Source organism: Pseudomonas sp. JY-Q, from assembly GCF_001655295.1.
In the GTDB taxonomy this organism is placed as follows: domain Bacteria; phylum Pseudomonadota; class Gammaproteobacteria; order Pseudomonadales; family Pseudomonadaceae; genus Aquipseudomonas; species Aquipseudomonas alloputida.
Genome location: NZ_CP011525.1, coordinates 2,950,813 through 2,972,046, shown reverse-complemented (window position 1 = coordinate 2,972,046; position 21,234 = coordinate 2,950,813). Strand labels below are relative to the sequence as shown.

At 54.2% G+C, this 21,234-nt stretch carries 13 protein-coding genes and 6 pseudogenes; all 19 read right to left on the bottom strand.

Translation table 11 applies throughout. The features are described from left to right. Window positions 1-29: 29 nt before the first annotated feature. Window positions 30-1,487: an amidase gene (locus AA098_RS13500; RefSeq protein ID WP_064614379.1), complete on the bottom strand. Its 1,458-nt coding sequence runs from the start codon at window positions 1,485-1,487 to the stop codon at window positions 30-32. Continuing rightward, complete coding sequence (locus AA098_RS13495; RefSeq protein ID WP_064614377.1) at window positions 1,484-2,794, bottom strand: citrate-proton symporter; 1,311 nt, start codon at window positions 2,792-2,794, stop codon at window positions 1,484-1,486. The genes AA098_RS13500 and AA098_RS13495 overlap by 4 nt, the downstream gene beginning before the upstream one ends. An 83-nt stretch (window positions 2,795-2,877) precedes the next feature. Further along, window positions 2,878-4,053, bottom strand: a complete 1,176-nt coding sequence (locus AA098_RS13490; protein WP_064614375.1) for a M20 aminoacylase family protein — start codon at window positions 4,051-4,053, stop codon at window positions 2,878-2,880. A 171-nt stretch (window positions 4,054-4,224) separates the two neighbouring features. Next, window positions 4,225-4,425, bottom strand: a pseudogene (locus AA098_RS13485) (sugar-binding protein); the annotation flags it as partial. 288 nt (window positions 4,426-4,713) lie between these two features. Continuing rightward, window positions 4,714-5,379, bottom strand: a complete 666-nt coding sequence (locus AA098_RS13480; protein ID WP_064614371.1) for a cytoplasmic protein — start codon at window positions 5,377-5,379, stop codon at window positions 4,714-4,716. A 413-nt stretch (window positions 5,380-5,792) separates the two neighbouring features. Next, a pseudogene (locus tag AA098_RS29785) lies at window positions 5,793-7,502 on the bottom strand (RHS repeat-associated core domain-containing protein); the annotation flags it as partial. A 227-nt stretch (window positions 7,503-7,729) separates the two neighbouring features. Further along, complete coding sequence (locus AA098_RS13470) at window positions 7,730-8,467, bottom strand: hypothetical protein (RefSeq protein ID WP_003248447.1); 738 nt, start codon at window positions 8,465-8,467, stop codon at window positions 7,730-7,732. 181 nt (window positions 8,468-8,648) lie between these two features. After that, the gene (locus tag AA098_RS29225) at window positions 8,649-9,329 is read right to left on the bottom strand and encodes an SMI1/KNR4 family protein (RefSeq protein ID WP_152442295.1); all 681 of its coding nucleotides are present in this window, start codon (window positions 9,327-9,329) and stop codon (window positions 8,649-8,651) included. Between the two features lie 12 nt (window positions 9,330-9,341). Beyond that, complete coding sequence (locus AA098_RS29220; protein WP_152442294.1) at window positions 9,342-9,545, bottom strand: hypothetical protein; 204 nt, start codon at window positions 9,543-9,545, stop codon at window positions 9,342-9,344. 160 nt (window positions 9,546-9,705) lie between these two features. Further along, complete coding sequence (locus AA098_RS13465; RefSeq protein ID WP_003248445.1) at window positions 9,706-10,116, bottom strand: immunity 22 family protein; 411 nt, start codon at window positions 10,114-10,116, stop codon at window positions 9,706-9,708. Further along, entirely contained in the window at window positions 10,117-10,392 is a 276-nt protein-coding gene (locus AA098_RS29215; protein WP_152442293.1) for a hypothetical protein, read from the bottom strand. Window positions 10,393-10,430: 38 nt separating this feature from the next. Continuing rightward, window positions 10,431-11,180 (bottom strand): annotated as a pseudogene (locus AA098_RS13460) (sugar-binding protein); the annotation flags it as partial. A 46-nt stretch (window positions 11,181-11,226) separates the two neighbouring features. Continuing rightward, window positions 11,227-11,832, bottom strand: a complete 606-nt coding sequence (locus AA098_RS28420; protein ID WP_082916894.1) for a hypothetical protein — start codon at window positions 11,830-11,832, stop codon at window positions 11,227-11,229. A 13-nt stretch (window positions 11,833-11,845) separates the two neighbouring features. Further along, window positions 11,846-14,674 (bottom strand): annotated as a pseudogene (locus AA098_RS13450) (RHS repeat-associated core domain-containing protein); the annotation flags it as partial. Window positions 14,675-15,072: 398 nt separating this feature from the next. Beyond that, the gene (locus AA098_RS29210) at window positions 15,073-15,666 is read right to left on the bottom strand and encodes a hypothetical protein (protein ID WP_152442331.1); all 594 of its coding nucleotides are present in this window, start codon (window positions 15,664-15,666) and stop codon (window positions 15,073-15,075) included. Window positions 15,667-15,668: 2 nt separating this feature from the next. Then, a pseudogene (locus tag AA098_RS13445) lies at window positions 15,669-18,871 on the bottom strand (RHS repeat-associated core domain-containing protein); the annotation flags it as partial. 242 nt (window positions 18,872-19,113) lie between these two features. Further along, the gene (locus tag AA098_RS13440) at window positions 19,114-19,461 is read right to left on the bottom strand and encodes a hypothetical protein (protein ID WP_004577243.1); all 348 of its coding nucleotides are present in this window, start codon (window positions 19,459-19,461) and stop codon (window positions 19,114-19,116) included. Between the two features lie 12 nt (window positions 19,462-19,473). Then, window positions 19,474-20,205: pseudogene (locus AA098_RS13435) on the bottom strand (RHS repeat domain-containing protein); the annotation flags it as partial. A gap of 505 nt (window positions 20,206-20,710) precedes the next feature. Further along, entirely contained in the window at window positions 20,711-21,229 is a 519-nt protein-coding gene (locus tag AA098_RS13430) for an SMI1/KNR4 family protein (RefSeq protein WP_080635003.1), read from the bottom strand. Window positions 21,230-21,234 lie beyond the last annotated feature (5 nt).

Here is a 21,234-nt window from a genome sequence, read left to right as displayed (position 1 = left end):
GCCAGCAAGATCCGCGCCTGCCCGTGCTTTCATGGCGCAAGCAGGCGTTGTGGCGGGCAGCGCACCACCCAGCGGGTGAGCTGTTCATGGGCATACGCCAGCTGCAGCACGGCATGGTCGGCCTGCGCCGGGCCTATGATTTGCAGGCCCATGGGCAACCCGGCAGCATTGAACCCCACCGGCACGCTGATGCTCGGCAAACCGGCCAGGGTCGGCCCGATCACCACTTCCATCCAGCGGTGGTAGGTGTCCATTGGCCGCCCCCCGACCACCGTTGGCCATGGCTGGCGTGCATCGAAAGGGAACACCTGGGCCGAGGGCAACAGCAGGAAGTCGTAACGCTCGAACAGCTTGCCCATGGCGCGGTACCAGTCACTGCGGTCCAACGAAGCCTGGTACAGCGCCGCCGCACTCAGCTGCAAGCCACCTTCCACCTCCCACTGTGCTTCGGGCTTGAGCAATGCGCGCTTGCCGGGGTCGGCATAGGCTGCGCCGAGGTTGCCATGCACCAGGAAGTGGCGGTGGGTCAGCCAGCATTGCCACAAGCGCGCCAGGTTGAATGCCGGCTGGCAGGCCTCGACCCGGCAGCCCAGCTCGGCAAAGTCGGCCAGCGCCGACTCGCACAGGCTCATTACCCCGTCATCCATCGGCAGATAGCCGTTGTAGTCGCCCAGCCAGCCCACCCGTACACCGCGAAAATCGCGCGGCAAGCCAACGGCAAAATCGCGCCGGCCTTCGCTCAGCGACAGCGGCGCCCGGGTATCAACACCCGCCTGTATCGACAGCAGCCGCGCCACGTCGACTACACTGCGGCCCATCGGCCCTTCTGTGGCCAACTGCTGCACGAACAGCTCGGGCGCCGGCCCATGCGGCACGCGGCCCTGCGATGGGCGCAGGCCGAACAGGTTATTGAACGCCGCCGGGTTGCGCAGCGAGCCCATCATGTCGCTGCCGTCGGCCACCGGCAGCAAGCGCATGGCCAGCGCCGCTGCAGCCCCACCGCTGCTGCCACCCGCCACCCGCGACGGGTCGTAGGCGTTGGTGGTGGTGCCGAACAAGGGGTTGTAGCTTTGCGAGCCCAGGCCAAACTCGGGCACATTGCTCTTGCCCAAGATCAATGCCCCGCTCGCCCGCACCCGCGCCACGCTGATCGCATCCTGCTCGGGTACCTGCTCGGCAAACAGCGGCGAGCCGAGCGTGGTACGCAGCCCGGCCGTGGCGGCGAGGTCCTTGATTGCCTGTGGCATGCCATGCATCCAGCCGCGCGAATGACCACAGGCCAGTTCGCGGTCACGCGTCTCGGCCTCGGCCAGCAGCACTTCGGCCGGGCGCAGCGAGACCAGTGCATTGACCTGCCGATTGAAGCGCTCGACATGCCCCAGGTAGGCCTGCATCACCTCCCGGCATGACAACTGGCGGGCATGGATGGCCTGGGACAGTGCCTCGGCATCGAGGGCAACAATGGGGTCGATGGCTAGCGGCTTCACGGTTTTACTCCAAGGTTGAAGGCGGCAGGCTTGACTGCCCGCGGTGCTTCTTTCAGGCAATAGGTGCCCAGCAATGTCAGCACGCAGGCAAACAGCACGTAGAACGCCGGCGCCACTGGGGTGCCGAGCACCTGGGTGAGCCAGGTCACGATCAACGGGGCAAAGCCACCGAACACCATCACCGCCACGTTGTAGGCCACCGACACGCCGGTGGAACGCACCTGGACCGGGAATTGTTCGGCCAGGGCAGTAGGTGCCGGGCCGAAGAAGCCACCGATGGCCGTGCACAACAGCAGTTGCATGACCAACAGGCGCTCCAGGGAAGGCGCAGCGGCCATCCACACATACAGTGGGTAAACCATCACGAAGAACGCCAGGGTGAAGGCCATCAGCACCGGGCGCCGCCCCAGCCGGTCAGACAGCGCCCCGGACAACGGAATCACGAGGGTCATCAGCCCCACGGCGAGCATCTGCACCAGCAGCACCTGGTCCAGCGGCAGGCCTAGGCTTTTGTGGGCGAAGGTCGGCATGTTCACCAGCACCACGTAGAACGATACCGTCGCGCCGCAGGCCAACCCCATCGACACCAGCAGGCTGCGCCGGTGTTCACGCAGCACCTGCCACAGGCTGGGCGACTGGCCCTTGGCATGGCGACGCGCCTCGACAAACGCCTCAGGCTCCTCCATATGCTTGCGGATCCACAGCCCGACCGGCCCGATCAGCAGGCCCAGCACGAACGGGATGCGCCAGCCCCAGCTGTCCAGCGCCTCAGGCGAGCACAGGTGGGTAACCAACGCCACCATTGCCGCCCCGGAAAACACCGCCAGGCACTGCCCTACCAATTGCCACGAACCATACAGGCCCTTGCGGTGGGCAGGCGCGCTTTCCACCAGAAATGCCGTGGCGCTGGCATATTCACCACCGGTGGCAAAGCCCTGCAGCATGCGCGCCACCACGATCAGCAGCGGCGCAGCCATGCCGATGGCCAGGTAGTCGGGTGCGAAGGCGATCATGGCGATGGACACGGTCATCAGGCGGATGATCATCTGCATGGCCGCCTTGCGGCCCTTGCGGTCGGAATACATGCCCAGCAGCACGCCGCCCACAGGGCGCATGAAAAACCCGACGCCGAAGGTGGCAAGGGCCATCAGCAGCGAGGCGTACGCGTCGTCGGACGGGAAGAACTGCCGGGCGATGATGCTGGCCAGAAAGCCATACACGATAAAGTCATACCATTCCAGGGCGTTGCCAATAACGGCGGCCACCACTTGCCGGGTACGCGACACGCCGGTGCTCGAAGTCTGCATAGGGAACACTCCACACAATGATTGGGTGATCGCCCAGGCGCAGTCGCGCCCGGGTTCCAGCGGCAGTGGTCAAAAAGGGACAATCAGGCAGGTGCCAGCCAGCGCTCTGCCAGCGCGCCCCAGTAGGCGGCGCCGGTCAGCAGGATGTCGTCGTTGAAGTCGTAGGCCGGGTTGTGCACCATCGGCCGGGATACACCATTGCCGATGAACAGGTAGGCCCCCGGGCAGCGCTGCAGCATCCAGGCGAAGTCTTCGCTGCCCATCAGCTTGCGGGTGTTGCCATCCACTGCCTGGGCGCCCAGCAACTCGACCCCTACCTGGGTGGCAAAGGCGTTTTCAGGGGCATGGTTGACCAGCACCGGGTAGGCCGGGCGGTGCTCGATGCTGGCGCGGCAGCCAAAGCTCTCGGCCTGACTGACGATGATTGCCCGCACTCGCTCAAGGGCCTGCGCCCGCACCTCGGCGTTCAGTGCGCGCAGGCTAAGGCGCAACAGCGCCTGTTGCGGAATCACGTTGGCCGCTTCGCCGGCCTGCAACGCGCCGACGGTAACCACTGCCGCCTCCTGCGCATCGATATTGCGCGCCACCACGGTTTGCAGCGCCATCACCACACTGGCGGCCGCCACCAGCGGGTCGACGGCTAGGTGCGGCATCGAGCCATGGCCACCCACCCCGTCCAGGGTCACCGTCAGCAGGTCTTGCGAAGCCATCATCGGCCCTTCACGAAACCCCAGGTGCCCGGCCGGCAGCCCTGGCATGTTGTGCATGCCGAATAGCGCATCACATGGGAAGCGCTCCAACAGGCCGTCGGCCAGCATCGCCTCGGCACCGCCCTGGCCCTCCTCGGCCGGCTGGAAGATCAGTGTCAGCGTGCCGTCGAACTGCCGGGTGGCCGCCAGGTAGCGCGCGGCGCCAAGCAGCATGGTGGTGTGCCCGTCATGACCACAGGCGTGCATGCAGCCTGGGTGCTGGCTGCTGTATGCCGCACCCGATGCTTCGTGGATGGGCAGCGCGTCCATGTCGGCGCGCAGGCCCAGCCGGCGGGGGCTACTGCCATTGCGCAGCACGCCGACCACGCCGGTCTTGCCGATACCGGTGTGCACTTCATAGCCCCATGCCTCCAGCAGTCGGGCGACCAATGCCGAGGTGCGGCTTTCTTCAAAGCCCAGTTCCGGGTGAGCGTGGATATCGTGACGAATCGCGTGCAGGTCGCTGGCCACGTCGGCGAGCCAGGCCTGGATATGCTGATGTCGGGACATGTGGAGTCTCCTCGCGCGGGTGGTTTCCCGTTCTTGTTGTTCGCCTTCAGGTCACGACAGGTGAGACAGGTCGTGCTTGGCTCACAGATAAGCGCGAGTGACGCGGGATCACAAACGAATGTGGTTCCGCCCAGCGGAACCAGTCGGGGGGAGAAGCGGAATGGGTGTGGAGCTGGAGTCGTAGGTAAAGCTGTACGTGGCGTTGTTTTCGTTGGCCAGCGCGGTCAGGCGAATGGCCTTATCGTACTCGTAGCGAACCCGCTGGCCCTTGGCATCCTGGCGGCTGCTCGGCAGGCCGCGGGCGGTGCGCATCAGGCGAGTGGTCTGGCCCTTGCCGTCGGTGTGGCTGAGCACCTGACCGTAGACGTTGTGGAAACACTAGCGGCTGTCGATTTCGCCCGAGAAGCGAAGCATCCCTTTAAAAAGCGAATGAACAAAGTCGGCACCCGCTTCTGCTTCAATGATGTTAAAGATCGTTCGCTGGGAACCAAAGGCCCCTGCCAAAAAATCACTATTCCCGCATCTAAAAATAAGCGCCAGATGCATCAACACAACAGAAACTAAAACTTAAAATTCATGCACCCCACATTCACCCGCATATGCCAAACAAGCAAAAAACACTAAAATCACTACACACGCATCAAAACTACTTTTCAAATATCAATCGTCTTCAAAGAGCTCCTTGACGTCTTCATCTCCCATCTGCTCGTATGGAGGCAACCCTGTAGAATCGTCTTCCGATATTTTTTGCTCATTCTCATTAACATCTATGCTTTTCAAGTCATATGGAGCAGTTCCGAACACAAATCTCAGCCCGTCCACTTTTTCATCATTTTCCCCTTTCGCATTACCAACCACACACCACTCCCCCTCCCCCATTTCCAATAACGAAAAAGTATCCAATATAGCCGGGAATTTTTTAATTTTATTTATGACAGATAGACCTTCACTGGGCGAAGCAGCTGTTTCAGAGTAAATTTCAGATACATAACCTAACTCAATCTTCCTTATCAGCCTCGCAAACCCATATAATTTCTCATCAATCTTGAAGGCAACAACATCACCTGCAGAGTACTTGACAGCTTTATTTTTGCGCACTAGAACATCCTCATGATTAGCTGAATTGGTTTGCAGTTCGTGAAACAAGCCGGAACCATTAACTTTGAGAGATAATTCAATCATATACCGTACCTCATCAATCGTCGGCCGCCGCCCTAAAGATTCGAGATATATTTCCTGCAGCTCCTCCAACAGATTCCCAATCCGATCCAAGGGAATATCGCCAATAATCAATTCAGTTTGGTTCGGTGCATTCCACCACCCCATCGTTAAAACTCCTCAGCAGGCTATGGAGCTCGACATTGATTTTTTTCCGCCGAGATTTGATGTTTTTTCATTGAAGCTATTTTCAAAGTACTGCTGACGAGTTGCGGATCTCATTTTACTCTGATGGTCGTACGAATTAATCTTATTACCTCTATTAATGTCAGATATAGCCTCACCTACAACACCAGTTTTGGTGCCGTGATGCTCGATGTAAGCTTGTTCGTAGCCTCGCGCCTGCCCGTAGGTGACATTACGATCAAGGACCTTCATCTTTCCACCATTCAGTCTGCCACTAGCAACATGCTCACCGCGGCGCTTGGTTACGTTATCGGTGATTCCAATGTAGTAAGGATCTTTAGCCCCTTTATCAAAAAGTGCGTAAACAAAATAGCCGGGTGCAGTTTCTGCCACCCATCCTAAAGGGTCGACCCAAGCAACAGGACTGGGGGCATAGAAGTAGAGATTAAATCCACCGTCGATTCCAATTGGGTCCTGAGAAATATACCTCCCACCTGTAGAGTCATAATAACGGAAGGTATTGTAGTGCAAAGTCGATTCTTCATCCAAGTACTGGCCCTGGAACCGAAGGTTCTGCTCGACCTCACCGATAACCAGTTGCTCTAACGCTCCCCACGAACGATATGTCGCCTGCCAAACGATTTTGCCGTCACTGTCCGTCAGCTCCAGCGGCGTACCAATCTGGTCAGTATGGAATTAATAGACCTTCTGCCCTTCCCCTTCAACCTGATCAACCCGCGCCAACGGCGCATAGCTACCGGCTCGTACAGGTACAAGATGCTCTGCCCAGGCGTTTCCTCCCGCAGCATCCTCAGCCCCTGCCAGAGGAAGCGTTTCTGCTCGACCTCGCCATTGATTTCAGCCCGCTTGGCTATTCGCCTCCCCAACCTGTCGTAACGATACTCGCCTTGGCTTTCCAGCTTGCCATTGACCAACGTCTCCGCCCGCACCAGCCGGTTCTCGCAGTCATAGCTGAAGTGCTGCAGCTTGCTGTGCCCCGAGCGCTTCTCGACCAGATTGCCCCACGGGTCGTAGCGGTACTCCTGATCGCGCCACTGTTTGATCCGGTTGTCCTTGACCTTGTCGAACTGCCGCGCATTGAAGTCCAGGCGGTTGGCTGCCGGGTCGTAGCGGAATTCCTCGCTGCCGAACAACGAGCCGGTATCGCGACTGCGCAATTGGCCGTTGGCTTCGTACTCGTACTTGATCTCGCCACGCAGCTTGTCCAGCGTACGCACCAGTTCACCCGCCGGGTCGTACTGATAACGGCGGTGGATCGGGTTGTAAGTGTGCTCGACTAGCAACGAGGTATTGATGCCGGTGTTGTGCACTTGCGAGAGCTTGTCGGCCGGCAAGGTCGAGGCAAACTGCCAGGCCTTGCGCCCCATGGCGTCATAACCGAAGCAACTGGTGAGCTTGCCCTGGGTCCGGTACACCTCACGGTGCAGGTCATCGCGCTCCATGTCACTGATGACCTGGCCGTCCAGGTTCAGCTGGTGCAGGTGGCCACTGCCGTAATACAGGTGATTGACCTTACGCCCATCCGGCAGGGTCAGCGTGGTCAGGTTGCTGAGTGGGTCGTACTCGTAGCCGAGCGTGCCGTCAGGGGTGATTTCTTGGGTCAGCCGGCCGAGCAGATCGTAGGGGTACTCAAGCTTTTCTTCCGTGATCCCAAGCTGCTTGCCGATCCCGCTCGGTTGCCGCTCGATGCTCAGCAACCGGTCACCGTCGTCGTATGCGAATGTCTGGCTCGCATCACGGTTGATCTTGGCGACCAAACGGCCAATGGCATCACGCTCGAACAGCGTATGGCGCTCGGGCCGCTCGGTATTTTCGCCATAGCCAATCTCATCCAGTCGTGTGAGATGGCCACCGACGTCGTAGCTGAAACGCCGGGTCAGGTTATCCACCCGCACTTCTTCGCTCAGCCGGTCCGAAGCGTCGTAGGCAAAGCTGTACGTGGCGTTGTTCTCGTTGACCAGCGCGGTCAGGCGAATGGCCTTGTCGTACTCGTAGCGAACCCGCTGGCCCTTGCCGTCGGTGTGGCTGAGCACCTGACCGTGGACGTTGTAGGTGAAGGTTTCCGTGGTGCCGTCGGGGTGGCTGGGCTAGACGCCATGCTGTCCAACATAGGTGTATAGCACGGGCCGCCTTCGGCCAGTTCGATTTCGATGCTGACGTGCTGGCCCAGTATGGATTTGAGCGGTACGAAGGAGTCACTAGCGATCTGGCAAGCTCGGTGTTGGAGCAAAATAAAATATACGACCGCCTCAAAGCCAGCGGTCGTTGCTTAGGGTATGCCGTTTAGCGAGCGAAACTCTACCTAACAGTTTCAATTTCCAGCGAAAACAAAATCGTGCACTGCCTCGACCAATCGAGAGTGAGTGAGCACCTGCTCATCTTTCCGATTGCGAATCAGAGTGAATACTTCTTTTTTTGGTGAAAGGACCTCCACCACACCCCCTCTGTAGTTCGTTATCTCAATAAACCCACTAACCACACCATTGAGGCTCTCTATCTCTGACAGCAGAGTAGGGTACTTCATCAGCACGCCTGCTTCATCTGTACCTGCTTCGGTCCCAGGATTGTCAAAATATACTTTAATTTTAGGGCAGACGTTTCTATCCCAACGAAAGACCGGAATGCTTCGCCGAATCATCTCTTTAAATTCAGCCTCAGACTCTCCTCCCGAAAACTCACATCGATGGATCGGAATACAAAGAAATAGATTATCTCGCTTAGATTCCAGTCGTCCTTTCAGGCTGCCATGATATGTATTGGGCAGTACCAACGCATGAGTAAATCCATATTTATTTTGCGAAATATTGAAGATAATAACTTCGCCCTGATCCAAAGCGCGAGGCGCTTGCTCAACAACCTCCACCGAAAATGCCCTGTCACTTAAGCCTTCAGATATAACCAGCAGGTCTTTCTCATCTGAGCTTTTCAAGCAATACTGGTAAACCACCTTGGGAAGCTTATGCTGAAAAAAATAGCAACCAGCGAATTCATCTACACTAGAAAAGGACTGCAATAAGTCACCTTTAGAGAACATACCAACCTCATTCATCGTCTCGCCCTCATGCTCTATCGATCAGGTCGCGAAAACGAAATCGACTGGAAACTGCTAGCCGAGAAATAGTCTTCGAATCATAACCTAGCCTGAAAGTTTCGCGCAAAGCCACTTCCCTTGGGCTCGCTGGCTTACGGCATGCACTGCCTGTGTTCAATCTTCTCGCAAAAATTCATACCTAACAATACTCGTTAGAGTCAGAGTTCTCCAAAAAAATTGACATCCATGAGTCCATCACATTCCATAAATCGATTCCTTCTGTGGGACTTTCTGACTTTTCATGCCACCAGATAAAAGCCTTGCCTTTGAATGGGCCATCACCCAAAGCCAAATAATTACCAGCCCCGCTAGAAAAAACTCCTAGCATATCAGGAAGCGTCGGATAATCTTCATCGCACAAATCCTTGATTGGAACAAAATCTTCCAACCTTGATGGCCCCATAGTACAACCAATATAAAACCCAAAGCCATTATGCAATCTTGAATAAAACTGCCTAAAGCTCGCAGGAAGGCTGGGATAACTATCGAGATCTGACCCTTCAACGCCTAGCGGAGCCCCGCCCATATAGAAATACAAATCACCACCCTCGCCATATACATACATGAGATACGGCCTATCACTCACTGCCAAAACAGTTCCTAGCACACATTTGTCGAGCCACGCGCTTACCCAAGGCAAAAACTCAGAAAAATCAGCCCACTCCACAGGAATATGTCTTTTTTCACTATCTAGAAAACCAAACCCAAGCCACTGCTTGGGAAAGTCGACTTCAAGAGGAACATCGTCAACTGAAAAACACACATCATAACCCTTTAGCTCGCTTGTAATACGCAGCCTTAAAGAATCAGACCAATTCATCTTCATATCACCTCAATAGCCCAAAAGCAAACCATTGATATATTGCTGTAATTCCGGCTCTAATTTAGCGCCCTTATCTACCATGGCAGAACGAAACGCCGGATCAACAAAAATATCCCCCTTCCTGTACAGCTCCCACTCGGTGAAATACTTTGCTCCTTTTGAAATATTTGCCACTTCACTCAACCCTTGGAAGTTCGGCTCGTAGCTTAGCAATTAACCCATTAGTTATTAAAGATCAGATTTTAGCATCTAACACCTGCAATAGGGCTTTAAATTAAAAATACATGACCGCACATCCGAAATCAGATCCGAACACTAAAAAATCTGACACAGAACGCCAACCCCAAACTCCTCGGGACCTATGCCGAGCTTATCATTCACCCTCATATAATCCCACATACTTCAAGCCATTATAATTCGACTTTAGAGGCTTGGAAATATTCGTACCACCATCGGAATACCAAAAAATTGCATTAGCCTTAGTAATACCAAGCCTCAAACACTCCGCCTTTAAATTCCCAATACAACTAGAATCAACCGCAGACTCAATCAAGATTTCATCTAGACTCACCTCCTCCGCTTTCCTTGGTATAATCCCTATGAAATCCTCGTCGTACCATCTCACACCAATATCTCTGCAAAACCCACAAACCTTGTATGCTGGATCATCCAAATCCACAGAATAGTCCAACTCAAAATACTGCAGATAGTCATCCTCCGAAGAGAAATTTGCACCTACCCAAACATGAACTTTCTCATACCGCTCAATATCATAAGAATCCATTTAGCATGCTCCTAGTTTCATGTGCTTGCCGTGATGTGAATCGATCACGCTAAGCGCTTGAGCTTTGCTTTGCGCGCCATTCAAATCTTCAATTAAATTATTATAGAACAGCCTTCCCGCTCTACTACCATGGTGCGGACCGTCCGGCACAGGATTACCATGTTTGTCTGTTACACCCACAAAAGTAATATCTTTAGTCGGCACCGTCATTTCCTTAAGCTCCTGAGCGGTAAAACCTAGTTCTTTTGCCTTCGCCCCTATAGAGACAGGAAACATTTCATGCTTACCTCCCGGGCTCCAAAGGGCAGCTTCTACAGATTTTTTATTATGCCGGTGTTGTGCACCTGCGAAAGCTTGTCGGCCGGCAAGGTCGAGGCAAACTGCCAGGCCTTGCGCCCCATGGCGTCATAACCGAAGCAGCTGGTGAGCTTGCCCTGGGTCCGGTACACCTCACGGTGCAGGTCATCGCGCTCCATGTCACTGATGACCTGGCCATCCAGGTTCAGCTGGTGCAGGTGGCCGCTGCCGTAGTACAGGTGATTGACCTTACGCCCATCCGGCAGGGTCAGCGTGGTCAGGTTGCTGAGTGGGTCGTACTCGTAGCCGAGCGTGCCGTCAGGGGTGATTTCTTTGGTCAGACGGCCGAGCAGATCGTAGGTGTATTCCAGCTTCTCTTCTGTGATCCCAAGCTGCTTGCCGATCCCGGTCGGTTGCCGCTTGATGCTCAGCAACCGGTCACCGTCGTCGTATGCGAATGTCTGGCTCGCATCACGGTTGATCTTGGCAACCAAACGCCCAATGGCATCACGCTCGAACAGCGTATGGCGCTCGGGCCGCTCGGCATTTTCGCCATAGCCAATCTCATCCAGTCGTGTGAGATGGCCACCGACGTTGTAGCTGAAACGCCGGGTCAGGTTATCCACCCGCACTTCTTCGCTCAGCCGGTCCGAAGCGTCGTAGGCAAAGCTGCACGTGGCGTTGTTTTCGTTGACCAGTGCGGTCAGGCGCTGCGCTTTGTCATGCTAGTAGCGAATCCACTGGCTCTTGGCGTGCTGGCGGCTGTTCACGCTAACTACACTGCAACCGTGAGGTCTGGACCTTGCATTTACGTCAAGGAAATCGCTGTTCTTCATAACCATTAGGGAAGACATTTATTATACCCACCAACTCGCCGGACTCATATTTAAAGCTCACTTCAAAGTCACTAAATGCAGATTCAATATGCTCTTTTTGCCGAACATGTATTTTTTCTAGGCGATTATCAGCGTAGACATAATTTGACTCACTGCATCCGTACTGACCCCAATTCATATCTTTCACCACCGCTCCCTCTTCAAGCAATGAAATCGAGATATTCCTAAGTTTTCCGGTGCTGGTAAAATGGACCCGCTCAATACCTCCGCCGCTATAGCGGTAGAATTCCTTATTGATAATTTTTTCAGACTGCCCATAAATCTCCACAAAAACCACTTTGTCATACTCATCCAAATGATACAGATGAGTATTTTTTATATGAGCTGGAATTTTCTTCAAGGCTTTTCCTTTTTTAAATCCGGCCCGCTCGATTTCATATGGGCTGACGTTATATAGCGGCCCCTTGCTTATTACTATTCTTCTCGATCTGTATAAAGCCTCAGACAAACAAGAAGACAGGACCTCCTCAACTCGCGATTCAATTTCTAGATATTTTCTTTCAAGATCTTTTAAGTTATTCATGCTTTTATCCAGCCTAGAATATTCCGAGGGCAATTTCAGAGTTGATCTTGTTCAACTCACTCAAGAAGTCACCACTGTTATTTATATAGCCCAAGCGATCAAAGACCTTCTGCTTATAAGCATTGGTGTGAATGCTTGCATGATTGGGCAAGGTGCTGCCAGGAGGAAGCTTAACTTTACTATTCGAGGGTAGGAAAATGCCATTTTCCGCAGCATTGATATCTATCCTCAAGCGCTCCATTTTAGTTTGAAGCGCCACCATTCTCACATCACTCGAGTTAGACATAACAATATGGTGCGCCGAGTTCTTAAACGCAGGCTCGGACTTACCCGCTGCCACCATATTAGCCCTAAGTGCTTTAGCATCAGTCGAGCATGTCAATCCCCAAGGATCAATCCATATCATAGGATTCACTGCGTACTGATATAGATTCAAACTACCCGTTAGCCCGATCGGGTCTTGAGTAACAAAGCGACCTGATTCAGAATCATAAAATCGGTAGATGTTGTAGTTAAGCCCCGTTTCGCCATCGAAGTACTGACCCTGAAAGCGTAAGTTCTGCTCAATCTTACTAGCAGACAGTTGCTCTACCGCCCCCCAAGAGCGGTACGTCGCCTGCCAAACAACCTCACCCAGGCTGTCCGTCAGCTCCAGCGGCGTACCAATCTGATCAGTATGGAAGTAATAGACCTTCTGCTCTTCCCCTTCAACCTGATCAACCCGCGCCAACGACGCATAGCTACCCGGCTCGTACAGGTACAAGATGCTCTGCCCAGGCGTTTCCTCCCGCAGCATCCTTAGCCCTTGCCAGAGAAAGCGCTTCTGCTCGACCTCGCCATTGATTTCAGCCTGCTTGGCTATTCGCCTCCCCAAGCTGTCGTAACGATACTCGCCTTGGCTTTCCAGCTTGCCATTGACCAACGTCTCCGCCCGCACCAGCCGGTTCTCACAGTCATAGCTGAAGTGCTGCAGCTTGCTGTGCCCCGAGCGTTTCTCGACCAGATTGCCCCACGGGTCGTAGCGGTACTCCTGATCCCGCCACTGTTTGATCCGGTTGTCCTTGACCTTGTCGAACTGCCGCGCATTGAAGTCCAGGCGGTTGGCTGCCGGGTCGTAGCGGAATTCCTCGCTGCCGATCAAGGAGCCAGTATCACGACTGCGCAACTGGCCGTTGGCTTCGTATTCGTACTTGATCTCACCGCGTAGCTTGTCGAGGGTACGCACCAGTTCACCGGCCGGGTCGTACTGGTAACGGCGGTGGATCGGGTTGTAGGCGTGCTCGACCAGCAACGAGGTATTGATGCCGGTGTTGTGCACCTGCGAGAGCTTGTCGGCCGGCAAGGTCGAGGCAAACTGCCAGGCCTTGCGCCCCATGGCGTCATAACCGAAGCAACTGGTGAGCTTGCCCTGGGTCCGGTACACCTCGCGGTGCAGGTCATCGCGCTCCATGTCGCTGATCACCTGACCATCCAGGTTCAGCTGGTGCAGGTGGCCACTGCCGTAATACAGGTGATTGACCTTACGCCCATCCGGCAGGGTCAGCGTGGTCAGGTTGCTGAGCGGGTCGTACTCGTAGCCAAGCGTGCCGTCAGGGGTGATTTCTTTGGTCAGACGGCCGAGCAGATCGTAGGTGTATTCCAGCTTTTCTTCCGTGATCCCAAGCTGCTTGCCGATCCCGGTCGGTTGCCGCTCGATGCTCAGCAACCGGTCACCGTCGTCGTATGCGAATGTCTGGCTCGCATCACGGTTGATCTTGGCAACCAAACGCCCAATGGCATCACGCTCGAACAGCGTATGGCGCTCCGGCCGTTCGGCATTCTCGCCATAGCCAATCTCATCCAGTCGTGTGAGATGGCCACCGACGTCGTAGCTGAAACGCCGGGTCAGGTTATCCACCCGCACTTCTTCGCTCAGCCGGTCCGAAGCGTCGTAGGCAAAGCTGTACGTGGCGTTGTTCTCGTTGACCAGCGCGGTCAGGCGAATGGCCTTGTCGTACTCGTAGCGAACCCGCTGGCCCTTGGCATCCTGGCGGCTGCTCGGCAGGCCGCGGGCGGTGCGCATCAGGCGAGTGGTCTGGCCCTTGCCGTCGGTGTGGCTGAGCACCTGACCGTAGACGTTGTAGGTGAAGCTTTCCGTGGTGCCGTCCGGGTGGCTGATGCGCAGCACTTCGCCGTCGGGCTTGCGCGCCAGCGTGGTGGTCTGGTTTAGCGCATCGGTCACCGCCACCAGGTGCTGGCGTTCGTCATAGCGGTAGTACGTACTCTTGCCCGAGCAGTCCTGGTAGCGCTCGACCTGGGCCAGGGTGTTCCACCACAGGTACTTGGACTTGTAGGTCGCATCGATGATGGTGTGCGGCAGGCCGTCATCGCTGTTCAGGTACTCGGTCATCTGGCCGAGGGCATCGATTTCGGCGAGCAGGTTGCCCTTGTCGTCGTAGCGCGCCTGCCAGGTGCTGCCATCCGGGTAGCTGACTTTGGTCACCAGCGTGGTCAGGTGGTGGTACTCGTACTGGATCTTGCGCCCCAGTGGATCGGTTTCTTCCAGCAGGCGGGCGTATTCATCGTACTTGAAGGCGAGCCGGTTGCCGTCTGGCAGGCCCAGGCCGACCATGTTGCCGTGCTCGTCCAGCTCGATGCCGTAACCTTCGCCACCGTAGTCGCGGCTGGCGACCACGCGGTGGTCGGCGTTGTACTGCACTTGCAGCTCGCGGCCGAGCACGTCGGTGGCCCAGCTGGTGCGGCTATCGAGGTCGTAGCGGAAGTGGTAGTGCTCGCCGTCGCTGGTCCAGTGCTCGACCACGCGCGGCTTGTCGCCCAGGGTTTGCCAGCGGTAGTGGCCACCTTCGGTGCAGACCTGTGCCAGTGCTGCCAAAGAGGTGGCGCCCTTCCTATGAAAGACGCAATTTCTGAATTGACGATTTATAGAGACATCGGGGCTTTCGCCCCAAAATACTACCTAACATGTTATTAAAGAACTACGGACTCCTGCAAAATACAATATTAGCAAATTCAAACAAAACCAACCATAGCGACAGACAGCGCTACCCAAGACCTCTCAACTTGATTATTTGATCAGTATATTTTTTGCATTTGGGATTCTACACAATTTAATATATTCCAGCAGGCATTCACGACCAGACATCGCCAATGCAAACTCAATAAGGTTGGTCAACAAAAAACCTTGTGAATATAACACTCCATATTTGAGACACAACAAATAGTCACGCATCAACCCAACAACTAAACCTTGTAGATATACACTTTTGAATCTTTACTGCAAAAATATAAGCCAACCACGTTTTCGCCATTTCGCTCAATGAATATCTCTGTGCTAGGAGCGCTATTGCTAGCATATACAATCATTGATGTTATCCTTGCTGCTTCACACCTATACTCATAGCACCAATATTCACCATCGTTCTCCAGGCGGCATGATATATTTGGTACTCCATTCTCAAATATAACCCCAGACGCCCTAATAGCCTCTCCGTCATCGTCAAAACGGATTGAATAAGTAGATTGCCCCTCCATCTGATATATCTCAGTTTCTATCACTGTCGCGTCCACACCATATATATCAGACCTATAAAAACCATACGGCTCAGAGCAATAGAACTTAAAGCAATTTTTTTTATTCTTTGGCTCAGAGTTGAGAATGGGAGACGGAGTCACCCCGGCTAATTCCAGACCATAAGGCAATATAGAAAAACTTGGCCCCCTAGACCATTTTACTTCTTCACTTATTATGCGCTGCACGGCCGCACTTTCAGAAAGATCCATATCAAGCTTAGATTTTAAAATCTCAACCAAACCTTTAAATTTATCAGGAATCACGACTACCTCCTAACAGCAAAAGTTTTACCGCTATTTAATTGCTCTTTGAGCTCTGCGAGCCCACTCAAAAAATCTTTCTTAGTTGTTCTGCCAGCCAATGTATCATACACATGTTGCTTGTAGGCATTTCCATGTATGCCAGCCCCCTTGTGTGGCGTCGCTAGTGTTCCGGGAACTCTAGCAGATTCTGTATTTGGCAACCAGATACCGTTTTTCCTGTTATTGATATCGATCCCCAGTTCTTTCATTTGCTTTCTCAAAGCTATCATTCTGGCGTCTTTTGAGTTGGACATTATGATGTGATGCGCGTCATACTGCCCTCCACCTACTGGTTTACTACCGAGGCTGTCTGCAAGTTTTTTCGCATCGGACCCGCAGGATAGCCCAAGTGGATCCAACCATAGGATCGGATTTAGAGCATACCCATAGAGATTCATTCCGCCGTCGATACTCAACGGGTCTTGCGTTACGAAACGGCCAACTTGTGGATCATAATATCTATAAGCATTGTAATGCAGCCCTGTCTCAAGATCACAGTATTGACCTTGAAAGCGCATGTGCTGCATAACTTGGTTGACCGTCAGCTGCTCTATCTCCCCCCAAGAACGATACGTCGCCTGCCAAACGATTTTGCCGTCACTGTCCGTCAGCTCCAGCGGCGTACCAATCTGGTCCGTATGGAAGTAATAGACCTTCTGCCCTTCCCCTTCAACCTGATCAACCCGCGCCAATGGCGCATAGCTACCCGGCTCGTACAGGTACAGGATGCTCTGCCCAGGCGTCTCCTCACGCAGCATTCGCAAGCCTTGCCAGAGAAAGCGCTTCTGCTCGACCTCGCCATTGATTTCAGCCTGCTTGGCTATTCGCCTCCCCAAGCTGTCGTAACGATACTCGCCTTGGCTTTCCAGCTTGCCATTGACCAACGTCTCCGCCCGCACCAGCCGGTTCTCGCAGTCATAGCTAAAATGCTGCAGCTTGCTGTGCCCCGAGCGCTTCTCGATCAGGTTGCCCCACGGGTCGTAGCGGTACTCCTGATCCCGCCACTGTTTGATGCGGTTGTCCTTGACCTTGTCGAACTGCCGCGCATTGAAGTCCAGGCGGTTGGCTGCCGGGTCGTAGCGGAACTCCTCGCTGCCGATCAGCGAACCGGTATCGCGACTGCGCAATTGGCCGTTGGCTTCGTACTCGTACTTGATCTCGCCGCGTAGCTTGTCGAGGGTACGCACCAGTTCACCGGCCGGGTCGTACTGATAACGGCGGTGGATCGGGTTGTAGGCGTGCTCCACCAGCAACGAGGTATTCACACCGGTGTTGTGCACTTGCGAGAGCTTGTCGGCCGGCAAGGTCGAGGCAAACTGCCAGGCCTTGCGCCCCATGGCGTCATAACCGAAGCAGCTGGTGAGCTTGCCCTGCGTGCGGTACACCTCGCGGTGCAGGTCGTCACGCTCCATGTCGCTGATCACCAACCCGTCCAGGTTCAGCTGGTGCAGGTGGCCGCTGCCGTAGTACAGGTGATTGACCTTGCGCCCATCCGGGAGGGTCAGCGTGGTCAGGTTGCTGAGTGGGTTGTACTCGTAGCCGAGCGTGCCGTCAGGGGTGATTTCTTTGGTCAGCCGACCGAGCAGATCGTAGGCGTACTCAAGCTTTTCTTCCGTGATCCCAAGCTGCTTGCCGATCCCGCTCGGTTGCCGCTCGATGCTCAGCAACCGGTCACCGTCGTCGTATGCGAATGTCTGGCTCGCATCACGGTTGATCTTGGCGACCAAACGGCCAATGGCATCACGCTCGAACAGCGTATGGCGCTCGGGCCGCTCGGCATTTTCGCCATAGCCAATCTCATCCAGTCGTGTGAGATGACCACCGACGTTGTAGCTGAAACGCCGGGTCAGGTTATCCACCCGCACTTCTTCGCTCAGCCGGTCCGAAGCGTCGTAGGCAAAGCTGTACGTGGCGTTGTTCTCGTTGACCAGCGCGGTCAGGCGAATGGCCTTGTCGTACTCGTAGCGAACCCGCTGGCCCTTGGCATCCTGGCGGCTGCTCGGCAGGCCACGGGCCGTGCGCATCAGGCGGGTGGTCTGGCCCTTGCCGTCGGTGTGGCTGAGCACCTGACCGTAGACGTTGTAGGTAAAGGTTTCCGTGGTGCCGTCCGGGTGGCTGATGCGCAGCACTTCACCGTCGGGCTTGCGCGCCAGCGTGGTGGTCTGGTTCAGCGCGTCTGTTACCGCGACCAGGTGCTGGCGCTCGTCATAGCGGTAGTACGTACTCTTGCCCGAGCAGTCCTGGTAGCGCTCGACCTGGGCCAGGGTGTTCCACCACAGGTACTTGGACTTGTAGGTCGCATCGATGATGGTGTGCGGCAGGCCGTCATCGCTGTTCAGGTACTCGGTCATCTGGCCGAGGGCATCGAATTCGGCGAGCAGGTTGCCCTTGTCGTCGTAACGCGCTCGCCAGGTGCTGCCATCCGGGTAGCTGACCTGGTTCACCAGCGTGGTCAGGTGATGATATTCGTAGGTGGTCTTGCGGCCCAGCGGGTCGGTCTCTTCGAGCAAGCGGGAGAATTCGTCGTACTTGAATTGCAGGCGGTTACCGTCCGGCAAGGTCAGGCCAACCATATTGCCGTGTTCGTCAAGCTCGATGGCGTAACGCTCGCCGCCATAGTCGCGGCTGGCGACCACGCGGTGGTCGGCGTTGTACTGCACTTCCAGCTCGCGGCCGAGCACGTCGGTGGCCCAGCTGGTGCGGCTATCGAGGTCGTAGCGGAAGTGGTAGTGCTCGCCGTCGCTGGTCCAGTGCTCGACCACACGTGGCTTGTCGCCCAGGGTTTGCCAACGGTAGTGGCAGCCCAGCCCCAGCGCGTTGCTGTGGGTCACCATCAGGCCGTCTGCGTAGCTGAAGCTGCGCACGGTGTCGCCGTTGCGGTTGATCACCGCGCTCAGCTGGCCGTGTTCGTCGTAGCGGTACTGGGTAAGCGTTTCCACCGCTTCGTTGTTCACCACGCGCTTGATGTCGGTCAGGCGACCCAGCGGGTTGTCGTAGTGCAGGTGCACGCGGGTGCCGCCGGTGGCGCTGATGTCGGTCAGTGTGCCGTCGGGCGTGCGGGTGAAGTGCAGGAAGTGGGCAAGGACGTTCTCGATACGCTGCAGCGGCACTTCGGTGTTGGTGTCTGGCACTTCTCTAGATTGTCGAGGGGTTGCAGGAGGTAATGAGCCACCTAGGATACAGGCCCGCACAATCACCTTACACGCTTAGCGAACGTGACTTTTGACAATGACACAAATAATTATATTAGCTAAGGCAGCTTCATTCCAGCCGCTCGACAGTATCGGCTAACGGAAAAATAGTTGAAGCTGGCACCCCAACTATTTTCAATAGCTTTTTCAATATCTTTCTTTCAACAATGCCACATAAAAACAAAAACCGAAGCCAGACTAAAAATGCCTCGAAAAATCAATCGTAAATACCATCTTGCTGAGATTTTTCGATAAATATATCCTGCAAGTCACCCTGAATATCTTCACCATCTAATTTTACAACAAAATCGCCCTCGAGGTCATCCGGAAAATGGACACCATCCAACGTCCCAAGCACTACAGAAGCGCTGTCTGCGATAACAACTTTAAAAAAGTTAATGATATCATACCTTTGAGTATCATCTAGCGATGCTAGAGCATTACGCGCACGAGCATATGAGTCCTTATCTCCGTTGACGGGTTTAGTAAGAGAATTTTTATATTGAGGGAAATTTTTCTCAAACAATTCGGAATAAATAGCATCAACAAATTTATTATCACCCATAAATTTCTCCCTTTACTTCCGCATTTCTGGATACATAGATTTATTCAGAGCGATTAGCTGCTGTAGCTTTTCATTTGGCACTTCTGGATAAACACGCCTAAGTTCTCTAATGTCGCGCGCAACCACATCACGAGCACTAGTAAAAGGGAGTCCTGTCCTGGGATTTATACTACTTCTAGACACAATTCCCACACCTTCTTTAGAAACTGTATGTCCTACTCGGGGTACCAGCATAGCAGGCCCTGTAGCAGGATCGTAGCCCTCGACAAGGTCTTTCATCAAATTTTTCTGCCCAACATGATGTGAGTCCAGGCCTAGATTCTTCCCTTTAACTGCATTTTTGTTTGCCTGATGGGTACTAACATCCCACTTATCACACGCTAGCCCTAATGAGTCTATCCAGGACTGAGTGTTTTTCGCATACTGATAAAGATTATCACCACCAAACAAACCAACAGGATCTTGTGTTACAAATCTCCCCAATGCCGGATCATAATAACGAAAAGTGTTGTAATGCAGCGCAGTCTCGCGGTCGAAGTATTGTCCCTGGAATCTTAGATTTTGCTCTACCCCATTGACCGTTAGCTGCTCTATCTCACCCCACGAGCGATATGTCGCCTGCCAGACAATCTCACCCTCGCTATCGGTCAGCTCCAGTGGGGTTCCAATCTGATCCGTATGGAAGTAATAGACCTTCTGCCCTTCCCCTTCAACCTGATCAACCCGCGCCAACGGCGCCACGGTGTCGCCGTTGCGGTTGATCACCGCGCTCAGCTGGCCGTGTTCGTCGTAGCGGTACTGGGTAAGCGTTTCCACCGCTTCGTTGTTCACCACACGTTTGATGCCGGTCAGGCGCCCCAGCGGGTTGTCGTAGTGCAGGTGCACGCGGGTACAGCCGGTGATTCATTGCAGCGGCACTTCGCTGTTGGTGTCCGGTACTTCACCGAAGTAGAAAAAGAGGAAGAACAGGCTGTCGCGGTTTTGGGGGTGTAGTGGCTGCCCTCCGAGCTGACTGCACTTATACAATACTCTTAAGCACAACCTAGGGACTCCATGTTAACAAGAGGCTGGCTCTACCAACATCTAGCAGAGCCAGATAAACCTGCATTCTATTAAACAGCCGACACTGACGAAACGACCACCCGAAAGGCAACGTTCGAAACATTATTATGGCCAAGATCAAAAAAATCGCACCCTTCAATATTCGCCATATTTCGATTGAATCGATGCCACCCCATCACCACCCACCTCAGTTTTCTTCAATCATTTCAACGTCATCGGGCAGCGACGCTAAAATCAAAGAATAAAAATCATCGAAACCTTCTGCTATTTTATAAAGATGACCGCTATCACCTTGCTCCGCTATATCATATTTATTAATGGAGTCAGATTCGTGCAAGTGGGTTCTATCCCAATAATAAACCCCTTCTCGCCCAGGCTCAGTAACTATCACATAAGGGTTCCCTCCCCCATCTTCCCCAATCGCCAAAACGCCATTAACAAATGCCAACTCAGAAATAAATTCTTGATTAAAGCTAATAATATCGTTGCATTCCTCTCCCGGTATAACCCCAAACAAACGATCAAAACTCACCTCCCCGTCTTGAACAGACTTCAACGGCAACTGCCCAAAATCAGGATCAGTCAAATAAAAACCATTCATGCGTGCCAGTATGTTTCTATACGCACTAGGCAAAGTAACATTAACTGCTGCCTCAAGTGAGTTTATCTCAGCATCAGTCAAACCAGCTTTGTAAACTATAGGCATTTTTC